Annotated in this window: 27 protein-coding genes and 1 tRNA gene; 18 read left to right on the forward strand and 10 right to left on the reverse strand. The window is 68.2% G+C overall.

Translation table 11 applies throughout. From position 1 onward, the window contains the following. Positions 1–374: 374 nt before the first annotated feature. Positions 375–1,754, reverse strand: a complete 1,380-nt coding sequence (gene radA / locus V7E00_RS05235) for a DNA repair protein RadA (protein WP_333571612.1) — start codon at positions 1,752–1,754, stop codon at positions 375–377. A gap of 101 nt (positions 1,755–1,855) precedes the next feature. Between radA and V7E00_RS05240 the strand changes: the two genes are divergently transcribed. The 5 genes from V7E00_RS05240 (at position 1,856) to V7E00_RS05260 (ending at position 5,460) form a co-directional block, all read left to right on the forward strand. Beyond that, positions 1,856–2,434, forward strand: coding sequence for a CvpA family protein (locus V7E00_RS05240; protein ID WP_333571613.1), 579 nt, complete (start codon positions 1,856–1,858; stop codon positions 2,432–2,434). A 97-nt stretch (positions 2,435–2,531) separates the two neighbouring features. Then, positions 2,532–2,966, forward strand: coding sequence for an iron-sulfur cluster assembly scaffold protein (locus V7E00_RS05245; RefSeq protein WP_333571614.1), 435 nt, complete (start codon positions 2,532–2,534; stop codon positions 2,964–2,966). After that, positions 2,966–4,747, forward strand: a complete 1,782-nt coding sequence (locus V7E00_RS05250; RefSeq protein ID WP_333571615.1) for a cation:proton antiporter domain-containing protein — start codon at positions 2,966–2,968, stop codon at positions 4,745–4,747. The genes V7E00_RS05245 and V7E00_RS05250 overlap by 1 nt, the downstream gene beginning before the upstream one ends. A 15-nt stretch (positions 4,748–4,762) precedes the next feature. Next, complete coding sequence (locus V7E00_RS05255; RefSeq protein ID WP_333571616.1) at positions 4,763–5,104, forward strand: DUF423 domain-containing protein; 342 nt, start codon at positions 4,763–4,765, stop codon at positions 5,102–5,104. Further along, positions 5,101–5,460: a hypothetical protein gene (locus V7E00_RS05260; protein WP_333571617.1), complete on the forward strand. Its 360-nt coding sequence runs from the start codon at positions 5,101–5,103 to the stop codon at positions 5,458–5,460. The genes V7E00_RS05255 and V7E00_RS05260 overlap by 4 nt, the downstream gene beginning before the upstream one ends. 125 nt (positions 5,461–5,585) lie before the next feature. Here the strand turns inward: V7E00_RS05260 and V7E00_RS05265 are convergent, their stop codons facing one another. Beyond that, entirely contained in the window at positions 5,586–5,729 is a 144-nt protein-coding gene (locus V7E00_RS05265; protein ID WP_333571618.1) for a DUF2256 domain-containing protein, read from the reverse strand. Positions 5,730–5,733: 4 nt separating this feature from the next. Continuing rightward, on the reverse strand, positions 5,734–7,611 hold the full coding sequence (locus V7E00_RS05270) for a M1 family metallopeptidase (RefSeq protein ID WP_333571619.1): 1,878 nt from the start codon (positions 7,609–7,611) through the stop codon (positions 5,734–5,736). Positions 7,612–7,781: 170 nt separating this feature from the next. Between V7E00_RS05270 and V7E00_RS05275 the strand changes: the two genes are divergently transcribed. Beyond that, the gene (locus tag V7E00_RS05275; protein WP_333571620.1) at positions 7,782–8,750 is read left to right on the forward strand and encodes a methyltransferase; all 969 of its coding nucleotides are present in this window, start codon (positions 7,782–7,784) and stop codon (positions 8,748–8,750) included. Positions 8,751–8,874: 124 nt separating this feature from the next. On the opposite strand, the gene aroB is transcribed toward V7E00_RS05275, so the two are convergent. Further along, a complete protein-coding gene (gene aroB, locus V7E00_RS05280; protein WP_333571621.1) occupies positions 8,875–9,972 on the reverse strand; it encodes a 3-dehydroquinate synthase in 1,098 nt (365 codons plus the stop codon). Beyond that, positions 9,969–10,508, reverse strand: coding sequence for a shikimate kinase (locus V7E00_RS05285; protein ID WP_333571622.1), 540 nt, complete (start codon positions 10,506–10,508; stop codon positions 9,969–9,971). Before V7E00_RS05285 ends, aroB begins: the two co-directional genes overlap by 4 nt. Positions 10,509–10,581: 73 nt before the next feature. Between V7E00_RS05285 and V7E00_RS05290 the strand changes: the two genes are divergently transcribed. Genes V7E00_RS05290 through V7E00_RS05305 form a run of 4 tightly spaced genes read left to right on the forward strand, consistent with a single transcriptional unit; the run spans position 10,582 to position 14,371 of the window. After that, complete coding sequence (locus V7E00_RS05290) at positions 10,582–10,719, forward strand: hypothetical protein (RefSeq protein WP_164521922.1); 138 nt, start codon at positions 10,582–10,584, stop codon at positions 10,717–10,719. Continuing rightward, positions 10,700–12,505, forward strand: a complete 1,806-nt coding sequence (locus V7E00_RS05295; RefSeq protein ID WP_333571623.1) for a hypothetical protein — start codon at positions 10,700–10,702, stop codon at positions 12,503–12,505. The genes V7E00_RS05290 and V7E00_RS05295 overlap by 20 nt, the downstream gene beginning before the upstream one ends. Continuing rightward, a complete protein-coding gene (locus tag V7E00_RS05300) occupies positions 12,502–13,413 on the forward strand; it encodes a tyrosine-type recombinase/integrase (RefSeq protein WP_333571624.1) in 912 nt (303 codons plus the stop codon). Before V7E00_RS05295 ends, V7E00_RS05300 begins: the two co-directional genes overlap by 4 nt. A 10-nt stretch (positions 13,414–13,423) precedes the next feature. Further along, on the forward strand, positions 13,424–14,371 hold the full coding sequence (locus tag V7E00_RS05305; RefSeq protein WP_333571625.1) for an acetyl-CoA carboxylase carboxyltransferase subunit alpha: 948 nt from the start codon (positions 13,424–13,426) through the stop codon (positions 14,369–14,371). A 61-nt stretch (positions 14,372–14,432) separates the two neighbouring features. On the opposite strand, the gene V7E00_RS05310 is transcribed toward V7E00_RS05305, so the two are convergent. From V7E00_RS05310 to V7E00_RS05320, 3 genes are all read right to left on the reverse strand, one after another. Then, positions 14,433–14,600, reverse strand: a complete 168-nt coding sequence (locus V7E00_RS05310; protein ID WP_333571626.1) for a Flp family type IVb pilin — start codon at positions 14,598–14,600, stop codon at positions 14,433–14,435. An 81-nt stretch (positions 14,601–14,681) separates the two neighbouring features. Then, entirely contained in the window at positions 14,682–14,846 is a 165-nt protein-coding gene (locus V7E00_RS05315) for a Flp family type IVb pilin (protein ID WP_333571627.1), read from the reverse strand. Positions 14,847–14,963: 117 nt separating this feature from the next. Further along, positions 14,964–15,158, reverse strand: a complete 195-nt coding sequence (locus V7E00_RS05320; RefSeq protein ID WP_333572378.1) for a Flp family type IVb pilin — start codon at positions 15,156–15,158, stop codon at positions 14,964–14,966. Between the two features lie 100 nt (positions 15,159–15,258). Here V7E00_RS05320 and V7E00_RS05325 point away from each other — a divergent pair, with 100 nt between their 5' ends. Then, complete coding sequence (locus V7E00_RS05325) at positions 15,259–15,639, forward strand: (deoxy)nucleoside triphosphate pyrophosphohydrolase (protein WP_333572379.1); 381 nt, start codon at positions 15,259–15,261, stop codon at positions 15,637–15,639. A 13-nt stretch (positions 15,640–15,652) separates the two neighbouring features. On the opposite strand, the gene V7E00_RS05330 is transcribed toward V7E00_RS05325, so the two are convergent. Next, positions 15,653–16,480: a methyltransferase domain-containing protein gene (locus V7E00_RS05330; protein WP_333571628.1), complete on the reverse strand. Its 828-nt coding sequence runs from the start codon at positions 16,478–16,480 to the stop codon at positions 15,653–15,655. Between the two features lie 41 nt (positions 16,481–16,521). Between V7E00_RS05330 and V7E00_RS05335 the strand changes: the two genes are divergently transcribed. The 6 genes from V7E00_RS05335 to V7E00_RS05360 all read left to right on the forward strand — a co-directional run bounded on the left by V7E00_RS05335 (position 16,522) and on the right by V7E00_RS05360 (position 19,137). Beyond that, entirely contained in the window at positions 16,522–17,253 is a 732-nt protein-coding gene (locus V7E00_RS05335) for a ComF family protein (protein WP_333571629.1), read from the forward strand. Between the two features lie 35 nt (positions 17,254–17,288). Next, the gene (gene grxC / locus V7E00_RS05340) at positions 17,289–17,546 is read left to right on the forward strand and encodes a glutaredoxin 3 (RefSeq protein WP_333571630.1); all 258 of its coding nucleotides are present in this window, start codon (positions 17,289–17,291) and stop codon (positions 17,544–17,546) included. Then, entirely contained in the window at positions 17,543–18,367 is an 825-nt protein-coding gene (locus V7E00_RS05345; RefSeq protein WP_333571631.1) for a carbon-nitrogen hydrolase family protein, read from the forward strand. Before grxC ends, V7E00_RS05345 begins: the two co-directional genes overlap by 4 nt. Further along, a complete protein-coding gene (locus V7E00_RS05350) occupies positions 18,364–18,801 on the forward strand; it encodes a DUF1178 family protein (protein WP_333571632.1) in 438 nt (145 codons plus the stop codon). Before V7E00_RS05345 ends, V7E00_RS05350 begins: the two co-directional genes overlap by 4 nt. Positions 18,802–18,835: 34 nt before the next feature. Further along, positions 18,836–18,912: transfer RNA gene (locus tag V7E00_RS05355), tRNA-Arg, on the forward strand. 15 nt (positions 18,913–18,927) lie between these two features. Beyond that, positions 18,928–19,137, forward strand: a complete 210-nt coding sequence (locus V7E00_RS05360; RefSeq protein WP_333571633.1) for a hypothetical protein — start codon at positions 18,928–18,930, stop codon at positions 19,135–19,137. Positions 19,138–19,308: 171 nt separating this feature from the next. On the opposite strand, the gene V7E00_RS05365 is transcribed toward V7E00_RS05360, so the two are convergent. Then, on the reverse strand, positions 19,309–19,983 hold the full coding sequence (locus tag V7E00_RS05365; protein ID WP_333571634.1) for an OmpW/AlkL family protein: 675 nt from the start codon (positions 19,981–19,983) through the stop codon (positions 19,309–19,311). 170 nt (positions 19,984–20,153) lie between these two features. Between V7E00_RS05365 and V7E00_RS05370 the strand changes: the two genes are divergently transcribed. Next, on the forward strand, positions 20,154–20,888 hold the full coding sequence (locus V7E00_RS05370; protein ID WP_333571635.1) for a Crp/Fnr family transcriptional regulator: 735 nt from the start codon (positions 20,154–20,156) through the stop codon (positions 20,886–20,888). The last annotated feature ends 79 nt before the right edge of the window (positions 20,889–20,967 follow it).

Here is a 20,967-nt window from a genome sequence, read left to right on the forward strand (position 1 = left end):
ACGTTGAGAGCCTTGGAAACCTCCTGCACTCCAGCCGCCACCGTGGGCACCGCGATGCCGGCAGAGGTGGCCGAAAGGAGAGTGACCGCTGCAGCCGCAGCGCCCAGCCTGCCTATGGGATTTCGCCCCAGAGAGTCCTTTCCCACCTTCAAGTCAATGCTCCCCACCCGTTTGCCCGCATCTGCGCGCATGTGTTAACTATTCGCAACTGTGGCAAACACTTAACACGGTTGAACTATAAAGATCGTCGAATAGTTCCGGGGGCGTGTGGCGGCAACGTCTAAGCTGCAGACCGTGGCCTCCGGTTATGTACTGGATGTATCAAAACGAGGCTGTTCATACCAGCATAAATACGCATTAATGCAGATATGGAGCTATTTGCCGAGCAGCCGCTCCACCAGCGCGGCAAGGCTTCGGTAATCCGCCACCCGCAGGGGCATCGGTTCGCTCTCCTTGGCGTGGGGAGAGGCGGGTGCAAGCGCCTGCTCGAATCCCAGCTTCGAGGATTCGCGCATCCGCAAGGCGGCATGGGCGACGGGACGCACCTCACCGGAAAGCGCGATTTCCCCAAAGACCACCGCATCGGCGGGGATCGGCCGCTCCGACAAGGCGGAAACGAGCGCGGCCGCGACCGCCAGATCGGCGGCCGGATCCTGGATCCGGTAGCCCCCGGCGATGTTGAGATACACTTCGCACGCCGAGAAGCTGAGGCCGCAGCGCGCCTCGAGGACGGCCAGCACCATCGACAGACGCGCCGAATCCCAGCCGACCACCGATCGCCGTGGCGTTGCGCCCGATCCCAGCCGCACGGTGAGCGCCTGCACTTCCACCAGCACCGGCCGGGTCCCCTCCAGCGCGGGAAAGACGACCGTCCCCGTGACGTTTTCGTCGCGCTGGGTGAGGAAGAGCGAGGAAGGGTTGGCGACTTCGGCAAGCCCCTCGGTCTGCATCGCGAACACACCGATCTCGTCGGTACCGCCAAAGCGGTTCTTTACCGCACGCAGGATCCGGTAGAGATGGCTGCGTTCGCCTTCGAATGCCAGCACGGTATCGACCATGTGTTCGAGCACCCGCGGCCCGGCGATCGACCCGTCCTTGGTCACGTGCCCCACCATGACCAGCGCGGTCCCGCGCTCCTTGGCGAAGCGAATCAGTTCCTGCGCGCTGGCACGGACCTGGCTCACCGTTCCCGGCGCGCCCTCGATCAGGTCGGAATGCATGGTCTGGATCGAATCGATGATCAGCAGGTCCGGCGGCGTGCCCATGCTCAGCGTCGTCAGGATGTCGCGCACCGAGGTGGCGGCGGCGAGCTGCACCGGCGCTTGCCCGAGGCCGAGTCGCCGCGCGCGCAACCGGACCTGGTCCGCCGCCTCTTCCCCCGATACATAGGCGACCGAAAGCCCGCGCATGGCGATCTTCGCGGCCGCCTGGAGCAGCAGCGTCGACTTGCCGATGCCGGGATCGCCGCCGATCAGCGTTGCCGACCCCTCCACGAAACCGCCCCCCAGCGCGCGATCGAATTCCGCGATGCCGCTCGGCATCCGCTCGGGCAGCGCAATTTCGGTATCGAGGCCCGAGAGCAGGATCATGCGCCCGCCCGATTGCAGGTGGTGCTTGGCCTGGAACGGCGTGGCAGGGCCGCCGGCCTCCTCGACCAGCGTGTTCCATTCCGCGCAATCGGCGCATTGCCCCGCCCATTTCGAGGTCACCGACCCGCAGGCCTGACAGACATAGCGCTTCTGGAGTTTTGCCATGCGTTCGCTGTAGCGAAGTGGAAACGAAAAGGGAACGCGGCGCGTGACGAGCGGTGCACGCCACCTCTTCACCGGCGTCGTCACGCTGCTAAGGAGCGGATATGACCGGGCTCGACATCATCACGCTTCTCATCATCGCCGGCGCGGCGATCCTCGGCTTTCTGCGCGGCTTCACCACCGAAGTGCTGGCCTTCCTCGCCTGGATCCTCGTCGTCGTGGCGGTGAAGTTCTTCCATGCCGGCTTCACCGCGCTGCTCGCGCCGATGATCGGAACCGAGGGCGGGGCGGCGGTGCTCGCCTTCGCGCTGCTCGCCGGGCTCAGCTATTTTGGCGGGCGGCTGATCGCCAACACGCTGGGCGGGCAGATGCGCAATTCGATGCTGGGGCCGATCGACCGCGCGCTGGGCGTGGGCTTCGGCGTTGCCAAGGGGCTGATCCTGGTCAGCATGGGCTTCCTGGTGCTGATGCTGGTGCTCGACACCTTCGAGGGCGGGCGGACGCACCGGCCGAAATGGATCACCAGGTCCGTCACCTACCCGCTGCTCGACACCACCAGCGCCGCGATCGGCGACTTCGTCGATCGCCGCCGCAAGGGCGCGCCGGTGTTCGGCATCGACAATGCCAGCACGGAGGCGGCCGAACCGGACGCCGCCCGCCCGCGCCGGCGCAAGGTGGACTGATCCTCCCCGACTCGGGAAAGGCGGGCCGCGCGCAAGCTATACCAAGGAAGGGCAATTCGCGCTCGCAACTGCGGGACGCCTATCCTAGATCACAGGCATGAATGCCCCGCTCTACAACATGGAAATCCTGCGCCTGGCAGCGGCTATCCCCCATCACGAGCGGCTGCTGGAGCCCGGCGGTACCGCCGAGAAGCGGTCGCCGGTGTGCGGTAGCCGGGTGACGGTGGATATCAGCGTCGATCCGTCAGGGCGGGTCGAGCAGGTGGGAATGCTCGTTCGTGCCTGCGCGCTTGGCCAGGCATCGGCGGCGCTGCTGGGGGAGGCGGTGGTCGGCCGCACCCCGGCCGAGATCGCCACCGCGCGCGACCAACTCACGGCCTGGCTCGCCGGCGAACGCGACGCACCGCCCGACTGGCCCGGCATGGCGCTGTTCGTCCCGGCGTTGCCGCACCGCGGCCGCCACGCCTCGATCCGGCTGGCCTTCGAAGCTGCGGCCGAAGCCGCGGCGCAGGCAGCGGAGGCTCGGGTCTGATGGAGCATGCTTCGGATGGTTCGGTGCTGGCGGATGCGGTGCCGATGCTGGGCTTCGCGCTGTTCTTCGTGCTGCTGTTCCGGCGGCTCGGGCTCGGTGCGACCCTGGGCTTTCTCGTCGCCGGCGCGCTGGTCGGCCCGCATGTGCTGCGGCTGGTCGGCGATGCCGAGGGCAAGATGGGCATTGCCGAGCTCGGCATCGCGCTCCTGCTTTTCCTGGTCGGGCTGGAACTGAGCCCGTCGCGATTATGGCGGATGCGGCGCGACATCTTCGGGCTCGGGCTGCTGCAGGTGGCGCTTTGCGGCCTCGCCATTGCGGCGATCGTGTGGGTGGTGACCGGATCCACGCTCGCCGCGGCGCTCGCGCTGGGGTTGCCGATGGGGTTGTCCTCGACCGCGCAGGTGCTCCCCCTGCTGCAATCGGCGGGCCGCCTGCGTACGCCCTTCGGCGAGCGCGCCTTCGCGATCCTGCTGTTCCAGGATCTCTCGATCGTCCCGCTGATCACCATCGTCGCCGCGCTGTCGCGCAATCCGGCCGATCAGGGCGGGCCGCCGGGCTGGCTGCTGGGGCTCTACACCGTCGGCGCGATCGTCGGGCTTGTCGTAGCCGGGCGATTCCTGCTGCGGCCGCTGTTCCGGCTGATCGGCAATCTCGACGAGCGCGAGATGTTCGTCTTCGCAGGCCTCCTGACGGTGATCGCCAGCGCTGCGGTGATGGAGGCGCTGGGCCTCTCCGCCGCGCTGGGCGCGTTCATCGCCGGCGTGATGCTGGCCGATTCGCCGTTCCGGCACGAGATCGAAGCGGACGTGGAGCCGTTCCGGGCGATCCTGCTCGGGCTGTTCTTCGTCGCGGTCGGCATGACGCTCGACCTCCACGCCATCGCCGAGAGGCCCTTCTTCGTCGCCGGCATGGCACTGGCCCTGATCGCCGCCAAGGCCGCGCTGATCATGGGGCTCGCGCTCCTGTTCGGCATGAAGCCGCGTGGCGCCTTCGCGCTCGGCGTACTCTTGTCCCAAGGCGGTGAATTCGGCTTCGTGCTGTTCGCCCAGGCGCAGAAGGCGCTGCTGATCGAGCCGCAGGCCGCCAGCGTGTTCAGCGCGATCGTCACCGTCTCGATGGCGACGACGCCGTTCCTGATGATGGCCACTCGGCGCTTTCGCGCGGAGCCGCCCAAGGCAGGCGCGCTTCCGGACGGGCCGCGACAGGAGGGCGCCAACGCCGTGGTGGTCGGCTATGGGCGCTTCGGCCAGACGGTGGCCCAGATGCTGATCGCGCAAGGCATTCCCGTCACCATCATCGACCGCGACGTCGAGATGATCGAGACCGCCGGCAGCTTCGGCATGAAGGTCTATTATGGCGACGGCACCCGGATCGATCTGCTGCGCCAGGCGGGCGCCGGGGAGGCCGAACTGCTCCTGTTCTGCCAGGATGGCGACGCCGTAGACACCGAGGTGGTGGAAGGCGTGCACGCAGCATTCCCCAAGGCCAGCATCTTCGTGCGCGCCTATGATCGGCGCAGCATCATGAAGCTGAAGGGCGCGCCGCTGAGTGGCGTGGTGCGCGAGGTGATGGAAAGCGCGGTGGTGATGGCGCGCCGGGCAATGGACGCGGTCGGCGTCGACGGAGCCGAAATCGACAAGACCGAGGCTGAATATCGCCGCCGGGACATCGAGCGGCTGACGCAGCAGAAGGAGACCGGCGATCTCTATGCCGGTCGCGACGGCATGTTCAGCCAGTCGGCTGCGGCTGCCGCGGCGGTGCAGGACCGGGGCGATGGTTGAGTTGGGAGCGGAAGCATGAACTGGATCGCAGCGCTGGCGGCGCTGTCGGGTGCGATGGCGGTGACGGCAGGCGCCTTTGGCGCGCACGGTGCACAAGGCGAGGCCGTCGAGTGGCTCAAGACCGGCGGCCAGTATCAGCTGGTTCACGCGGTGGCGGCACTGGTGGCGCTGCAATTCGCCGCGCGGGCGCCGGCGGCGTTGTTCGTCGGCGGCGGGTTCGTGTTCGCAGGAACGCTGTACCTGATGGCGCTGGGCCTGCCGCGCTGGCTGGGCGCGGTGACGCCGATCGGCGGCGCGGGGTTGATCCTCGGCTGGCTGTGGCTGGCCTGGGCGCTGGCATTCAGGGCTCGCGCATGACGGACGCGCAAGCGCCCTGGGACCCGGCACAGGTCCGCCTCTGGCTCGAGCGGCGGATCAAGTCCGCGCGATCGGACCAGGACGTCGCAGACCGCTACGGCCGCGATCGCGAGGACGAGTATGACAAGGCCGCCGCCGAGGAATGGGTGTGCGAGCAGTTCCGCCACAGCGATGCGGTGGACGATCAGGTCCGGCTGGCGGAAGCGCTGAAGGCACTGCTGGCAAAGGATGATTTCTACCGGGCCGGGGTACGCAGCGAGCAGCGCTTCGAGCGCGAGGTGAAGGCCTATATCCGCAAGCTCGCCAAGATGACCAAGACGAATACCGGGTTCGGGAAAACGCTGCGCTATCAGTGATGTCCAAGCCCGTCCCCTTCGGGGGATGGGCTGGGGCGGGGCCTGAACCCGAAGCGAGTCCTTCGCTCGCCGGTCGTCCCCCACCCCAACCCCTCCCCTGAAGGGGAGGGGCTTGATAGATGCTGCTACTTCCCCGCTCGCCGGCAGCGATCGGAGCAGTAGATCACCTTCTCCCAGTCCCGCTCCCACTTCTTCCGCCAGGCGAAGGGGCGCTGGCAGACCGGGCAGGTCTTGGTGGGCAGATCCCGTTTGGCGACGCCGCGCGGCACAGGATCACTCCGCGCCGACGATCTTGGCCACGCCCGCCGCGACGGTGGGGTGGTAGCTCGCCTTCGAGGCCTCGTAGAAGCGCCGCGCGATCGGCTTGCCCCAGTCGCCCTGCGCCACCAGATCCTTGTAGATCGGGTAGATCAGCAGGCCTCGGCCGACGCTGCCGACCAGCTTGCCGATGCTCGGCACCGCGGGATCATAGCGGTTGGCGATCGCCAGCTCGCCCCAGGCGGAGCGGACATAGGCGTTGTTCGAGGCCGACAGACCCAGCGTCTCGTCCAGTTCCTTCAGCCGCGCCGGCGTCTGCTGGCGGTTCAGGCCATTGAGGAAGCGCAGCCATTGCTGGGTCGCCCAGCCCTGCGGGTGCACTGCCGAAACCGGGCCGCCGGCGTTCACCGCCGCCAGCTGTGCGTCGACCGCCTTGAGCGTCGCCGACTCCACATGGACGGCATTGTTCGGCAGCCCGGCGGCATAAGCCCATTTGTCAAGCTGGAGATTGGCCTCCAGCCCGGCATCGCCCTGGATCAGGTTCGCGCGCAGGTCCGCCAGGAACCCGGCGGTGGTCTGGGGCTGGAAGGCGTGGCGATCGAAATAGCCGCGCAGATAGACGTCCCAGCGCGCACGGCCGACCGTCCGCTCGATCGTGCGCAGGAAGGTCGAGCCCTTGAAGTAATCGAGCTGGCCGAAGGTCGCGCCCGGATCGCCGTGCAGCCGCGTCGTGGCGGCCTCCATGCCGCCGGCATTGGCGATGTCCTTCTGGAGGCCGTCCCATTCGAGATCGGCGTCGGTTGCGGCGCGCTCCTTGCCGTACACCGCCTCCATGATGCGGTTCTCGAAGTATGTGGTGAATCCCTCGTTCAGCCAGCTGTCCGACCAGGTGGCGTTGGTGACGAGATTGCCTGACCAGCTATGCGCCAGTTCGTGCGCCACCACGTCCACGTTCGACTTGTCACCGGTGATGATCGTCGGCGTCAGGAAGGTGAGGGTGGGGTTCTCCATGCCGCCGTACGGGAAGCTCGGCGGCAGGACGAGCATGTCGTAGCGGCCCCAGCGATAGGGGCCGTACAGCGCCTGCGCCGCATCGATCATCTTCTCGACATCGGCCACTTCCTTCGCGGCGGCAGCCAGCATGCTCGGCTCGGTCCACACGCCGGCGCGCGGGCCGACGGGCTGGAAGGCGAGGTCGCCGACCGCGAAGGCGATCAGGTACGGCGGCACCGGCTTGTCCATCCGGAAGCGGAACTTGTGCCAGCCCTTGCCCGCCGGCACGCCCTTGGCGCCGTCGATCCGCTCGCCGCTCGCCACTGCTACGAGATCGGCAGGGACGGTGAGCGTCGCGGACCAGGTCTGGCGGATGCCGGGGCTGTCCTGGGTGGGGATCCAGCTGCGGTTGTTGATCGGCTGGCCCTGGCTGAACAGGTACGGCTTCTTCTTGCCGGCGGTCAGCGCGGGCGCGAGCCATTGCAGCGCCGACGCGCCGGGGGCGGTCGCATAATGGAGGATGATCTTGCGCGCGCCGTTCAGCTGAACGTTAAGCGGCGCGCCGAGATCGGGCTTGGCGACCCCGACCGTGAAGGGCAGCGGCTTCCCGGCTGCGTCGGTCACCTTGGCGATCACCAGCCCGTCCTCGTCGAGCACGATCTCCGTCGCGTTCGCGGCGGCGAGAAGGTCGAGCGTAGCGGTTCCGCGCAATGTCTTGGTGGCGAAGTCCGCGCGCAGGTCCAGCGCGACATGGGTTACGCGGGCGACTTCCGGCCGCGCATAGGTCCACACATCCTTCGCCTCGGGTGTGGTGAGGATCGGCGCCGGCGCCGCCTGCTGGGCGAGTGCGGGGGAGACGAGCATGGTCGAAGCGGCGAGGGCCAGGGTCAGGATGCGCATGGCATCGAGCTAGGCCCTGGCGCGGCGGGGGGCAAGGGCAGGTCGGCCCTGTAGGAACGCGCGCAGTCCCCGTGGCGTCACTTGCCGTGGATCAGCCACTTAACCCGCCCGATCGTGGAGCCTCCGCCGGCCTCCCGGCGTTGATGCGGGGATTGATGACGGGGGTATGCATGGGATTGCTGGTGGCGGAACGTCCTGCGGTGTCGGATGCCGAGGCGGTGCTGCAGACGCTGATCGCCTTTCTGAAGGCACAGGATTACCGCTTCATCACGCCCACGCCCGCTACCCATGCGCGGATATTGGCGCGGCCGGATCGGCAACGTGCCGCCGACCTGCGGGACATTTTCGGCTGGAGCCTCCCTTTCGACGCCGACCTGCTCGACGCTTCCCTGTGCCGTGCGCTCGAATCCGCGGACCTGATCGAGACGAAAGGCGCGACGCTGCGGAGCAAGGTGCGCGTGTCGACGCTGGGCCCGGATCTGCTCGTGCATTCCGCCTATCCCACGGAGGACCGGGACGCGGTGTTCTTCGGCCCGGACAGCTATCGCTTCGCGCGCTTCATCGCCGAGGAGCTGCGGCGGTGCCCGGAGCGGGAGGGCGCGACGCTGGTGGATATCGGCACCGGCACCGGTGCGGGAGCGATCGCCGCCGCGCATTGCTGCCCGAAGGTTGAGATCGTGATGACCGACATCAATCCGGCGGCGCTCCGCTTCGCGCAGGCGAATGCGCAAGCCGCGGGCGTGGCGGCGCGGTTCGTGGAGGGCGACGACTTGTCGGGCATCCGCGGCGACCTCGATCTGGTCCTGGCGAACCCGCCCTATATCATCGATCCAGCAGGGCGCGCCTATCGAGACGGCGGCGAACTGCATGGCGCTGGTGTCGCCTTGTCCATGGCGTGCGAAGCGGTGCCGCGGCTCGCACCGGGCGGGCGGTTCCTGCTCTACACGGGCAGCGCGATCGTGCGCGGTGCGGACGGGTTGCACGATCGGCTGGTGCAGCTTGCCGCGGCGGAAGGCTGCCGGCTCCGTTACGGGGAAATCGACCCGGACGTGTTCGGCGAAGAGCTGGAGACGGCGGCGTACGCGGACGTCGAACGCATTGCGCTGGTGACCGCGGTAATCGAGCGGGCGAACCGCTAAAGAGAAAGGTCCCTCCTCCCGGGAGGAGGGGTTGGGGGTGGAGGGATGCCAGACCGGACGTTGGTTCCGGTGAGACACAGCCCCACTCCAATCCTTGCCGGAAGGGTAGGGGCTTAAGATCGGTTCAGCGCTGCGTATCCAGGAACGCTGCGACCTTCTCCAGGTCCACCGTCTTGTCCAGATAGGTCTGCCCAATGCCGCGGGCGAGCAGGAAGGGCAGGGTGTTCCCCTCCATCTTCTTGTCGTGGAGCATGTGGCCGACCAGCGTCTTGCCGTCCGCCGTTACCCCTGCAGCCGCCAGCCCGTCCGGCAGGCCCACCGCGCGCAGATGCGCAGCCACCCGCACCGCACCCTCGGCCGGGCAAAGCCCCTGTTCGGCCGAGAATGCAAAGGCGAGCGCCATGCCTGCCGCGACCGCTTCGCCGTGGAGCAGCTTGTCCGAAAAGCCTGTCTCCGCTTCCAGCGCATGGCCGAAGGTATGGCCCAGGTTGAGCAGCGCCCGGGTGCCCGTGGTCTCGCGCTCGTCGGCGGCGACGATCCGCGCCTTTGCCGCCACCGAATGGCCGATCGCATGCGCCCGCGCGTCGGGATCGCCCGCGAACAGCGCGGCGGCGTTGGCCTCGCACCAGGCGAAAAAGTCGGCGTCGTCGATCAGCCCGTATTTCGCCACTTCGGCATAGCCGGCGCGCAGCTGGCGCTGGGGCAGGCTGTCCAGCACCTGCGGGTCGATCAGCACCACTGCCGGCTGGTGGAACGCGCCGATCAGGTTCTTGCCTGCCCTGGAATTGATCGCCGTCTTGCCGCCCACCGAACTGTCGACCTGCGCCAGCAGCGTAGTGGGGATCTGGACGAAGTTGCAGCCGCGCTTGAGGATGCTGGTCGCGAAGCCGACCAGGTCGCCGATCACGCCGCCGCCCAGGGCGATCACATGATCGCTGCGCACCACGCCCTGATCGAGCAGCCAATCGGTCAGCGCCTCGAGCTGCGCCCAGCTCTTGGTCCCTTCACCCGCCGGCAGCGTGAGGACCGGCGCGGAGACGCCGGCGGCGGCAAGGCTGGCGACCAGCGCTTCGCAATGGGCGCCCAGGTTGGTGTCGGTCACGATCGGCATCGGCCGTCCGCGCGACAGGGGTGCGAGGACCTCGCCCGCACGTGCCAGCAAGCCGGGTTCGATGCGCACGTCATAGCTGCGTGCGCCCAGGGCAACGGGGATAATGGTCACGTGCGGAGAGCCTTCAGGATCGCTTCGACGGTGGTTTCGTGGGGTGCGGCTACGCTGGGCACCCGGATCTCGGCAAGCGCGTAATAGGGATTGCGCACCTGCGCGAGTTCGGTGAGCGTCGCCAGCGGGTCCTTGCCGCGCAGCAGCGGCCGCGTGTCGCGACGCCGCACGCGGTCGGCCAGAACCGCGGGCTCCGCGTCCAGCCAGATCGAGATCGCCTGGTCGAGGATCAGCGCCCGCGTCTCGTCGTTGATGAACGCGCCGCCGCCGGTGGCGATCACCTTGGGCGTGCCGTCGACCAGCCGGGCAATCACCCGCCGTTCGCCGTCGCGGAAATGCGGTTCGCCGAACTTGGCGAAGATGTCCGACACGGACATGCCTGCCGCCGATTCGATTTCCGCGTCGGCATCGACGAATGGAAGCCGCAGGCGCTGGGCGAGGCGGCGCCCTACCGTGGTTTTTCCGGCTCCCATCAGCCCGACCAGTACGATCGGCTTGCCGGTCCAGTGTGGAAGTTGCGCATGCGTTTGTAACATCGTGCGAAGGGCTATACAGCGAGGGACCGTCTCGGGCAAAAGGCCCGTACGCTCAAGGAATGGACTGTTTTTCATGCCGCGTATGCTTGTCGTGTTGCTCGTGATTCTGGTGGTTCTGGTGGGTGGCATGTTCGCCCTGGCCGGCCGCAACACCGTCAAGGAGCCGGTGCGCATGGAGAAGGCGGTCGCGCTTGAAAACCTCGCCAACTAGGGCGTCGCGCCTCGCGATCGCCGCAGGCCTGCTTGCCGCGATCGGGGTGCCGGCGTTCAGCCAGCAGCAGAAAGCGCCCGAATCGCTGTTGCCGCCCGGCTTCGACCAGCCGGCGCCGCGGCAGCAACCTTCCGCGCGCCCGACGCCGACGCCCAGCGCTGCGCCGGCAGCAGTGCCGTCTCCGCGTGGTGATGCGGCGCCAGCCGGTGGCGACATGGGCCCTGACGCGTTCGACGTCGAGGAAAGCAATGCCAGCGTCGCCGCCGCACCGGCGATCGACCTCTCGCAATATGATCTTCCCAAGGGCGTGCGCCGCCCGCTCAATCGCGTCGGCATCCTGGCCGCAGGCAACGCGCCGTTCCCGGCCGATGCGTTCGGCGACGTGCCCGGCGCCACCCAGACGACCCTGATGCGCCGCCTGGCTGCGCCGGTCGCTTCACGCTGGGTTTCGATCGCGCTCCGCCGCGCGCTGATGTCGCCGCTGGAGACGCCGCGCGGGCTCGACGGCGCGGACTATGCGGCCGAGCGCGCCTGGCTGCTGCTTCGCATGGGCGAGGCGACCGCCGCGCGCGGCCTGGTCAGCTATGTCGATATCGACGATTACACCAACGCGCTCGATCGGGTGGCGATGCAGGTGGCGCTCGCGACCGGTGATCCGGCATCGGTGTGCCCGATCGTCGATGATGCAGCCTCCAACATCCCGGATCGCGGCTGGGCGCTCGCCCAGGCGATCTGCGCCGGGCTCGCCGGCAAGCCGAGCGAAGCGGACCAGCGGCTGGACGCGGCAGGCAAGGGCAGGCCCCGCAACGACCTCGATACCCTGCTCGCCACCAAGGTGGTGGGGATGGGCGCCGATTCGCGTCGCGCGGTGACGATCGACTGGGTCGGCGTACCGGCGCTTTCGGCCTGGCGGTTCGGGATGGCGATCGCTGCGGGCGTCGATATCCCGGACAATCTGTTCGCCACGGTCGGCCCGGAGTTTCGCTACTGGCAGGCCCTTTCACCGGCGGTGTCGCCCGTCAACCGGGCCGGAGCAGCCGAACTGGCCGCCGCCGCGGGCGTGCTGTCGAACGCTGCGCTCGTCGATCTCTATGCCGAGCTCGACCAGGCGAGCGACGTACCCGATCCGCTGCAGAAGACGGTGCGCGACCTGCGCGGCGCCTATACCGGTTCGGCCAGCGAGCGGGTGCAGGCGATGAAGAGCCTGTGGGATGCGGCCGAAAGCCCGCGCCTTCGCTATGCCCGTCTGGTGCTTACCGCCAAGGCCGCTGCCTGGATTCCCGCCAACAAGAACGTGGCGGAACCGGATCGGCTGATCGCCTCGATGTTGTCTGCCGGCTATGATTCGGCGGCGCTGCAATGGCGCGGCGTCGTCGCGCCGGGTAGCGAGGGCTGGGCGCTTCTCGCGCTCGCCGAGGGATCGGGCACCGTCGGCTACGGCGATTTCGAGCGCTATGCCGGGTCGGCGAGCCCGCGCAAGGCGGCGATGCTGCTGGCGGGACTGGCGGGTCTGGGGCGGCTGTCGTCGGCGGACGCGCAACGCGGTGCCGAGGCGACCAAGGTAGGCATCGGCGGCGTCAACAGCTGGACCCAGGCGATCGACCGCGCCGGGGCCCGCAACCAGCCCGGCATGGTCGCGCTGCTCGCCGGGGTGGGGATGCAGTCGCCGCGCTGGGACCAGGTGACGCCGGAGGCACTCTACCACATCGTCGCAGCGATGCGGGCGGCGGGGATGGCCAACTATGCCCGGATGATCGCCGTGGAGGCGGTCACGCGCGCCGCGTGAGCGCCGATCGCGACCTGATCGAACGCTTCCTGGAGATGCTCCGCGCCGAATCCGGTGCGGCGGCGAACACGGTCGCGGCCTATGGCACCGACCTGCGGCTTGCATCCGAGGCACTCGGCGGTCACCTGGCGGGTGCGGGCCGGCAGGAGATCGAGCGCCTGGCCGGCGGCTGGGAGGAACTCGCCCGCTCCACCGTCGCGCGCAAGTCGGCGGCGCTGCGACGCTTCTTTGCCTTTCTGGCGGAGGAGGGGCACCGGGCGGACGATCCCGGTAACGCTCTGCCGCGCCCCGGCACTGCGCGGCGTCTGCCCAAGATCCTCAGTACCAGCGATGTCGACGCGATGTTCGCCGCGATCGCCGAGCGGCAGGCGCGGGTGCCGCCCGATCCGCTCGACCTGCGGCTCGCCGCGCTGATCGAGCTGCTGTACGGCTCGGGCCTGCGCGCGACCGAGCTGGTCTCCTTGCCGCGGAATGCCGTCCATCCCGATCGCCCGTTCCTTATCCTCAAGGGCAAGGGCGGTCGCGAGCGACTGGTGCCCATCTCCGATCGCGCCCGCGCGGCGGTGGCGGTGTGGCGCGGACAGGTGCCGCCGGATAATCCATGGCTATTCCCCTCGGGCAAGAAGCACCTGACGCGCGTGCGGCTCTACCAGATTGTCCGCGCGCTGGCCGGCATCGCCGGAATTCCCCCCGAGCGGGTAAGCCCCCACGTCCTCCGCCACGCCTTTGCGACCCATTTGCTGGAAGGGGGCGCGGACCTGCGCGCGCTGCAGGCGATGCTGGGCCATGCCGACATCGCCACCACCGAAATCTACACCCATGTCGACAGCCGCCGGCTGGTCGAACTGGTCAACGAGAGACATCCGTTGGGCGAGGCCCTCGTTGACGCGAAGCGCGGCTCCGCGTAGCGCCACGCCCATGACGACATTCCTCGACTTCGAGAAGCCGATTGCCGAGCTCCAGGGCAAGATCGACGAGCTGCGCAGCGCCGCCCAGGGTGGCGAAGTGGACATCGCCGCCGAGATCGCCCCGCTCCAGGCCAAATCGGACAAGTTGCTGCTCGACACCTATGCCAAGCTGACGCCGTGGCAGAAGACGCAGGTCGCCCGCCATCCCGAGCGCCCGCACTTCAAGCACTATGTCGCCGGGCTGATCGAAGACTTCATGCCGCTGGGCGGCGACCGTGCCTTTGCGGACGACGCTGCGATCATCGGCGGCCTCGGCCGGTTCCGCGGCCGCCGCGTGATGGTGATCGGCCACGAAAAGGGCGACGATACCGCCAGCAGGCTCAAGCACAATTTCGGCATGGGCAAGCCGGAAGGCTATCGCAAGGCGATCCGCCTGATGAAGCTCGCCGACCGGTTCGGGATCCCGGTGATCACGCTGGTCGATACCTCGGGCGCATTCCCGGGCGTGCAGGCAGAGGAGCGCGGCCAGGCCGAAGCCATCGCGCGTTCCACCGAGGCGTGCCTCGCACTCGGCGTGCCGCTGGTCGCCTCGATTCTCGGCGAAGGCGGTTCGGGCGGCGCGGTGGCGCTGGCGGCGGGCAACCAGGTACTGATGATGGAGCACGCGGTCTATTCGGTGATTTCGCCGGAAGGCTGCGCCTCGATCCTGTGGCGCACCGCCGACAAGGCGGCAGACGCCGCCGAGGCGATGAAGGTCACTGCGCAGCACCTGAAGGAGCTGAAGGTGATCGATGGCATCGTGCCGGAGCCGCTCGGAGGCGCGCATCGTGCGCCGGGCCAGGCGGTGCAGGCGCTGGGCGATGCGATCGAGAAGGCGCTGGAAGGACTTTCCGCCATGTCGCCGGAATCGCTGCGCCAGGCGCGTCGCGCCAAGTTCCTGGCGATGGGCCGCATCTGAAACGCAAAAGGGGCTGACGCGTTGCGCAGCCCCTTTTTTCAGCCAGCAGGAACAGCGTCCGTCAAGACGGCTGCATGTTCGAGCTGACGTTGCTGAAGGTGGTGTTCAGGCTGCTGCCCAGACCACGCATGGCAGCAATCGCGGCAACGGCGATCAGCGCGGCGATCAGGCCGTATTCGATTGCGGTCGCGGCCTTGCTGTTCCCAATCAGCTTGCGAAGCGTTCTCATGCGGAAACTCTCCTCTTCGAAGGTCAGGGTGACGGAGATGCCCGGCAGCGCCTCCGTCGACTCACATGGGCGAGCCGTGGCTTAGCCCTTCATGGCCGAGCTGACGTTGCTGAAGGTGGTGTTCAGGCTGCTGCCCAGACCACGCATGGCGGCGATCGCGGCGACGGCGATCAGGGCGGCGATCAGGCCATATTCAATGGCCGTCGCGGCCTTGGAATTCTTGATGAACTTGCGAATCTTAAGCATAGCCGTCTCCATCGTCCCAGAAACTTCAAACACCGGCCCGTCGGCACTCCGACGCGGCAGGGGGACCTTAGAGAAGAGCGGTTAAGAACCGCCTAAATCCAGTACTTAGCGAAAGCTTTACGGGGCTTCGTGGCCCGCCTGCTGGACCTGCTGGGACACATTGTTCCACATCGAGGACGTCGTCTCGCCGAAGACGCCGATCGCGCCCACCATCGCCAGCACGATCAGCGCGACGATCAGGCCATATTCCACGGCAGTGGCACCGCGATCAGCGCAGGCAAGGGTGCGCAAGGCGTGGATCAGGGCTCGCATCGTCAACCAATCTCATACAAAAGCGAAGCGGATTTTCTCAGGATTTGGTTGCGAAGTGATTAGCGAAGCGCGCGCGATACTGTTGGTGGTGGCAGCGGCGATGGTCGATAGAGGCAGGGTGCTGGTACAGCAACGCCCGGAGGGCACGGCACTTGCCGGGCTGTGGGAGTTTCCAGGCGGCAAGATCGAGCCCGGCGAAAGCCCGGAAGCGGCGCTGGTCCGCGAGCTCGAAGAGGAACTGGGCGTAGTGGCCGATCCGGCAGCGTTGACGCCGATCACCTTCGCCAGCGAGCCGCTTGCCGACCGGCACCTGATGCTCTTGCTCTACCGCCTGGACCGGTGGGAGGGCGTGCCGGAGCCTCGCCACGCCAGCGCGCTCACCTGGGCGGACTTGGCGACGTTGCGCGGATTGCCCATGCCGCCGGCGGATCTGCCGTTTATCGATGCGTTGGCGCCGCTGCTGTCACCAACCGGCCATTGAGGCGGAACCCTGCTCAGTCCTTCGGCTTCAGCGCGTCGATCAGCGACGCGGTCGCGCTGCCGGGCCGCGCCGGCTTGGGCTGCGAAGGATCGGGCGCCCAGCCGGTAAGGTACACGATCGAATATTTTTCGGGCGTGCGGCCGTCGGGGTCGGCCCGCTCGGCAAAGGCTGCGGCGGTGCCGAGCAGCGTCTCGCGGCGGAGGGGCGGCGTTTTGGGCAGCAGGTTGGTGGCCGCCATGCCACGCAGATCCCGGATCAGGCCGCCCAGCCCGCCATAGCGCACCGTCAGCGTCTCCACGTCCGCCACCGGCAAGGCAAAGCCGGCGCGGGAGAGCAGGTCGCCTGCCGCGCGCACGTCGATCTGCGGATGGAAGCGCGCCACCGGGCGATCGGCTTCGGCGGCGAGCAGGCAGGCGCGCAGCGTGGGCAGGCTGCCGCCGCCGAGAAACGCGCCGAGGAACAGGCCGTCGGGCTTCAACGCCCGGCGCGCGAGGGCCAGCGCCCCCGGCACGTCGTTCACCGTGTCGAGCACCCCTGCCGAAATCACCAGGTCGAAGCTTCCCTCTGGAAAGGGATGCATGTCCTCGTCGGCATGGATCGCGCCGCTCGCCGCGGCGAAGGCGGGGCCGGCTTCCAGCCGCGTGATCGTCGCGCCGGGCCACACGAAGCTGCCATCCGCGCTGCCGAGGTCGAGCACGGTGCGGAATTCGCGCTTCACGCCTTCCAGCCGTTCGTAGAGGCCGTCCAGCATATGATCGCGAAGGAAGCTTTCGTAGCTGCGGGAGGCGCGATCCCGGCGCTTGCGGCGCAGCGCGCGATCGAAGATTTCGGAGTCGGACACAGGCGGCTTGTGCAGCGGCGCGCGGCTTGGAACAAGAGGGCGTGGATCCGCGCGCGCCCTTCCTCCGGCTGATCGACCTGGCGCTGCCTCCGCGCTGCCCGGGATGCGGCGCGATCGTCGAGGCGGACCATCGCTTCTGTGCAGGCTGCTGGGGCAGCCTCCAGTTCCTGGGACGCCCCTGGTGCGCCGCCTGCCATCTGCCGTTCGACTATGATCGTGGGGAGGCCGCGCGGTGCGGCGACTGTCTCGCGCATCCGCCGCCCCATGACGGCGTGCGGGCAGCGGTGGCCTATGGCGAGGTTGCGCGGCGGCTGGCGCTCAAGCTCAAATATGGCGGTCGGCTGGCGGCGGCGGAGACGATGGCGCGCGCGATGGCGCGGCTGGTGCCGGAAGGCGCGGAGCTGCTGGTGCCCGTGCCGCTCCATCGCTGGCGGTTGTGGTCGCGCGGCTTCAACCAGGCCGTGCTGATCGCGCAAGGGGTGGCCCGGCAGACCGGCCTTCCCGTCGAGACCGATCTGCTGCGCCGCGTGAAGGCCACGCCCAAGCTGCAGGGGCTGGGCCGGCGTGCCCGGGCGAAGGTGGTCGCGGGCGCCTTCGCGCTGGCGCCCGATGCGCGCGCGCGGCTGCACGGACGGACGGTGCTGCTGGTCGACGACGTCCATACCAGCGGCGCGACGGGGGATGCCTGCGCCCGGCTGCTCAAACGCGGCGGCGCTTCGCGCGTTATCCTTCTTTGCTGGGCCCGCGTCCTCGCGGACGATCCCCTGGATTGACAAGCCGGGGCCTCGCGCACACCTCTGGAGACATTATGGCAAAGGTCGAAATCTACACCAAGGCGTTCTGCCCCTATTGCACGCGCGCCAAGCAGTTGCTCACCAGCAAGGGTGCTGCGTTCGAGGAATATGACATCACCATGGGTGGTGCGAAGCGCGCGGAGATGCTGGAGCGGGCACCGGGCCGCACCACGGTCCCCCAGATCTTCATCGACGGCCAGCATATCGGCGGCTCGGACGATCTCGCCGCCCTCGATCGCAAGGGCGGATTGGACCCGCTGCTCGCCGCATGACGCGCGCCGCGCTGCTGCAGATGACCAGCGGGATCGATCCCGCTGCGAACGCCGCGACGCTGGTCGACGCCGTGGCGCAGGCAAAGGCGGGCGGGGCGGCGATGCTGTTCACGCCCGAAATGTCCGGCCTGCTCGACGGCGATCGTGCACGCGCGCAGCCGCACTATCGGCCCGAGGACGAGGATCGGGTGCTCGCGGCGGTGCGGGAGGCGGCGGCGAAGCACGGCATCTGGGTGCATCTGGGCAGCCTTGCGGTGCTGCGCGATGACGGGAAGCTCGCCAACCGCGCCTTCGTGATCGACGCGAGCGGCGCCATCCGCACACGCTACGACAAGATGCATCTGTTCGACGTCGACCTGCCGACGGGCGAGAGCTGGCGCGAATCGAACAGCTACACGGCGGGCGAGGGGCCCGTGGTGGTCGAGACGCCGATCGGCGCGCTGGGGCTCGCAATCTGCTACGACCTGCGCTTCCCGGACCTGTTCCGTACGCTCAGCAACGCGGGTGCGACCGTCCTTGCCGTGCCGGCGGCGTTCACTCGCCCGACCGGCGCGGCGCATTGGCACGTCCTCTTGCGGGCGCGCGCCATCGAGGCCGCGGCCTTCGTCCTGGCCGCCGCGCAGACCGGCGACCATGCCGACGGACGCGCCACCTACGGGCACAGCCTCGCCATCGATCCCTGGGGCGAGGTCCTCATCGACATGGGGGCGCCGGCGGGCCTGGGCTTTGCGGAGATCGACCCGGCGCGGATCGCCGACGTGCGGACCCGGGTGCCGGTACTGCGCCATCGCCGCGCCATTCCAGAGGCGACCGCTGCGTGATCGTCTTCGACCTGAAGTGCAGCGGCGACCATGTGTTCGAGATATGGTTCAAGTCGAGCGGCGCCTATGAGGAGCAGCGTGCGCAGGGGCTGATCGCCTGCCCCTTCTGCGGCGATGTGGCGGTCACCAAGGCCGTGATGGCACCGGCGGTCTCCCCGAAAGGCAACCAGGCTACGGAAAAGGCGCCTGCCGGCGCCGATGCGTTCAAGGCGGCGCTCGCCGCGATGGCGCAGCTCCAGGCCAAGCAGCTCGAAAGTTCGCAATGGGTCGGCAAGGCCTTCGCCGAGAAGGCTCGGGCAATGCACCAGGGAGAGGCGCCGGAAGCACCCATTCACGGCCAGGCGACGCTGCAGGAGGCGAAGGCGCTGGTGGAGGAGGGGGTTCCGGTCGCGCCGCTGCTGGTTCCCGTCGTCCCGCCCGAGGCGCGCAATTGATTTGGTCGGCGCAGGCCTATACGAGCATCTCCGTGGCCCGGTAGCTCAGCAGGATAGAGCAAGCGATTCCTAATCGAGAGGTCGGAGGTTCGAATCCTCTCCGGGTCACCACGCATCACGTCCCACATGGTCCGTCGCGGCCTGACGGTGATGCGCCGAGCATCATGTAGGGATGCGGCCGTCAGCGGCGTCGGGCCTGCACCTATCGTGCAGATCCGGCTGCTCCGCGCGTCCAGTGCGGCGTTGCAGTCGGACCCCATTGCGTTCGACGCGATCTGGGACCGTTTGCTGCGGGTCGGTATGCCGGAGTTTCAGCGGATTAGCGCGAATCGCTGAGCAGGGCGTGGGACAGGCTCGCGCCAGTCTGCGCCGCCACGTGCACGCAGCACCGTCCCGGATTTTTCCTCAAATCTCTATAAACAAGATGGGAGCCGCGACCCTAGATCGCGGCTCCCAGTCGCTCCCCCGCTGGAGGGGTGAGGCAATCACAAGCGGGGGAATTCGACGTCAGAAGCGCGTGCCCACGCCGAAGCCGAACACCAGCGGATTGATGTTGACCTTGGTCTGGTTGATCACGCCCCCGGTATCGAGCCGGGCAGTGGTGCTCATGTCGATGTACTTGACGTCGAGGTTCAGGAAGAACTTCTTGTTCAGGTCGACGTCCACACCCGCCTGCAGGGCGTAGCCGAAGCTGTCCTTCAGCGAGAGGCTGGTCTTGCCCAGGGCCTTGTTCAGCGAGTCGCTGGTCTTGGCCGAATAGAAGGTGGTGTAGTTGACGCCCGCGCCGACATAGGGGCGCACTGCCGCCTTCGGCATGAAGTGATATTGCAGCGTCAGCGTCGGCGGCAGCACCCAGGTGTGGCCGACCTTGCCCAGCGACGAGATCGCCTCGCGACCCTGAATGTCGTGGCGGGTGCTGGAGACGATCAGCTCTGCGCCGATATTGTCGGTGGCCATGTAGGTGAAGTCGACTTCGGGCATCACCGCGTTGCCCACGCCGACCTTGCCGGTGGGGATCCCCGGGTTGATGCCATCGGAAGACTCGTTCGGCGCGACGACGATGCCGCGCAGGCGGACCAGCCAGTCACCGGCCGCGATGCCCGCCTTGTCCTGCGCCTGGGCACTCGCAGTGGAGGCCAGCAGGCCGGCAGCGGCCAGACCGATAAAAAGCGAAGTACGCATGGTTCATTTCTCCTCGTGTTCGACGAGGCACCGGGTACGCCCAAGCGCCGCGCACCGTTTTGATCGGGCGCAACGTTGCGCGTAGGTAATGTTCCCAAGGAGGCGGGTTGCGGACCTATACGTAACGACAGGCTACGCGCGCGCGCGGCATGCAGCGCGCGGAGGCGGATATGTACATGGATCGAAACCAGCCGGATTTGGGCGCAGCAGAATGGACGCTGCCGGCACGTTGCGCGGCCTGCGGCGTGCGGATGGCCTCGTTGTGCGGCGGCATCTCGGCGGGGGCGCTGGAGGCGCTGAACCGCATCGGCCGCAAGCGCGTGCTGCGCCGGGGCGAGGCGCTGATCTGGCAGGGAGACGTGGCCGAACAGGTCGGCATCCTGCACCACGGCCTCGTCAAGCTCTCGGCATCGCTGGAGGACGGCCGCGAGCAGATGCTGGGCCTTGCCTTTCCGGCGGACTTCGTCGGCGCGATCGGCGAGCGCCCGTCCAGCCACTGTGTCACCGCGCTCACCGAGACCGAGCTGTGCGTCTTCCCGCGCAGCGCGCTGCCCGCGCTCGTCGAGGCGCATCCCGAGATCGGCCAGGCGCTGCTCACGCGCGCCTATGACGAGCTGGACCAGCTGCGCCGCTGGATGTTGTTGCTGGGGCGCAAGTCGGCCGAAGAGCGCGTGGCGAGCCTGTTGCTGCAGTTCGCTGCGCGCGGCACCTGCAGCCCCGGCGCCCCGGTTTCGCTGCCGCTCACGCGCCAGCAGATGGCGGAATTGCTTGGGCTGACGATCGAGACCGTCAGCCGCAAGCTGACCGCGATGAAGCGAGACGGCGTGATCGGCTTGCCGGATCTCCGCAGCTTCGTGATCCTGAACTCCGGCGCGCTTGCAACACTTGCAGCCGAGACTCCGTAACTAACCGCATGTCGATGCCCAGTGCATCTGCCTAGCTTGTGCTCATCCGGGAAGAAAACTTGGATGCGATGGAGGCGAC

The sequence above is a fragment of the Sphingomonas sp. genome (assembly GCF_036731925.1).
GTDB lineage: Bacteria > Pseudomonadota > Alphaproteobacteria > Sphingomonadales > Sphingomonadaceae > Sphingomonas.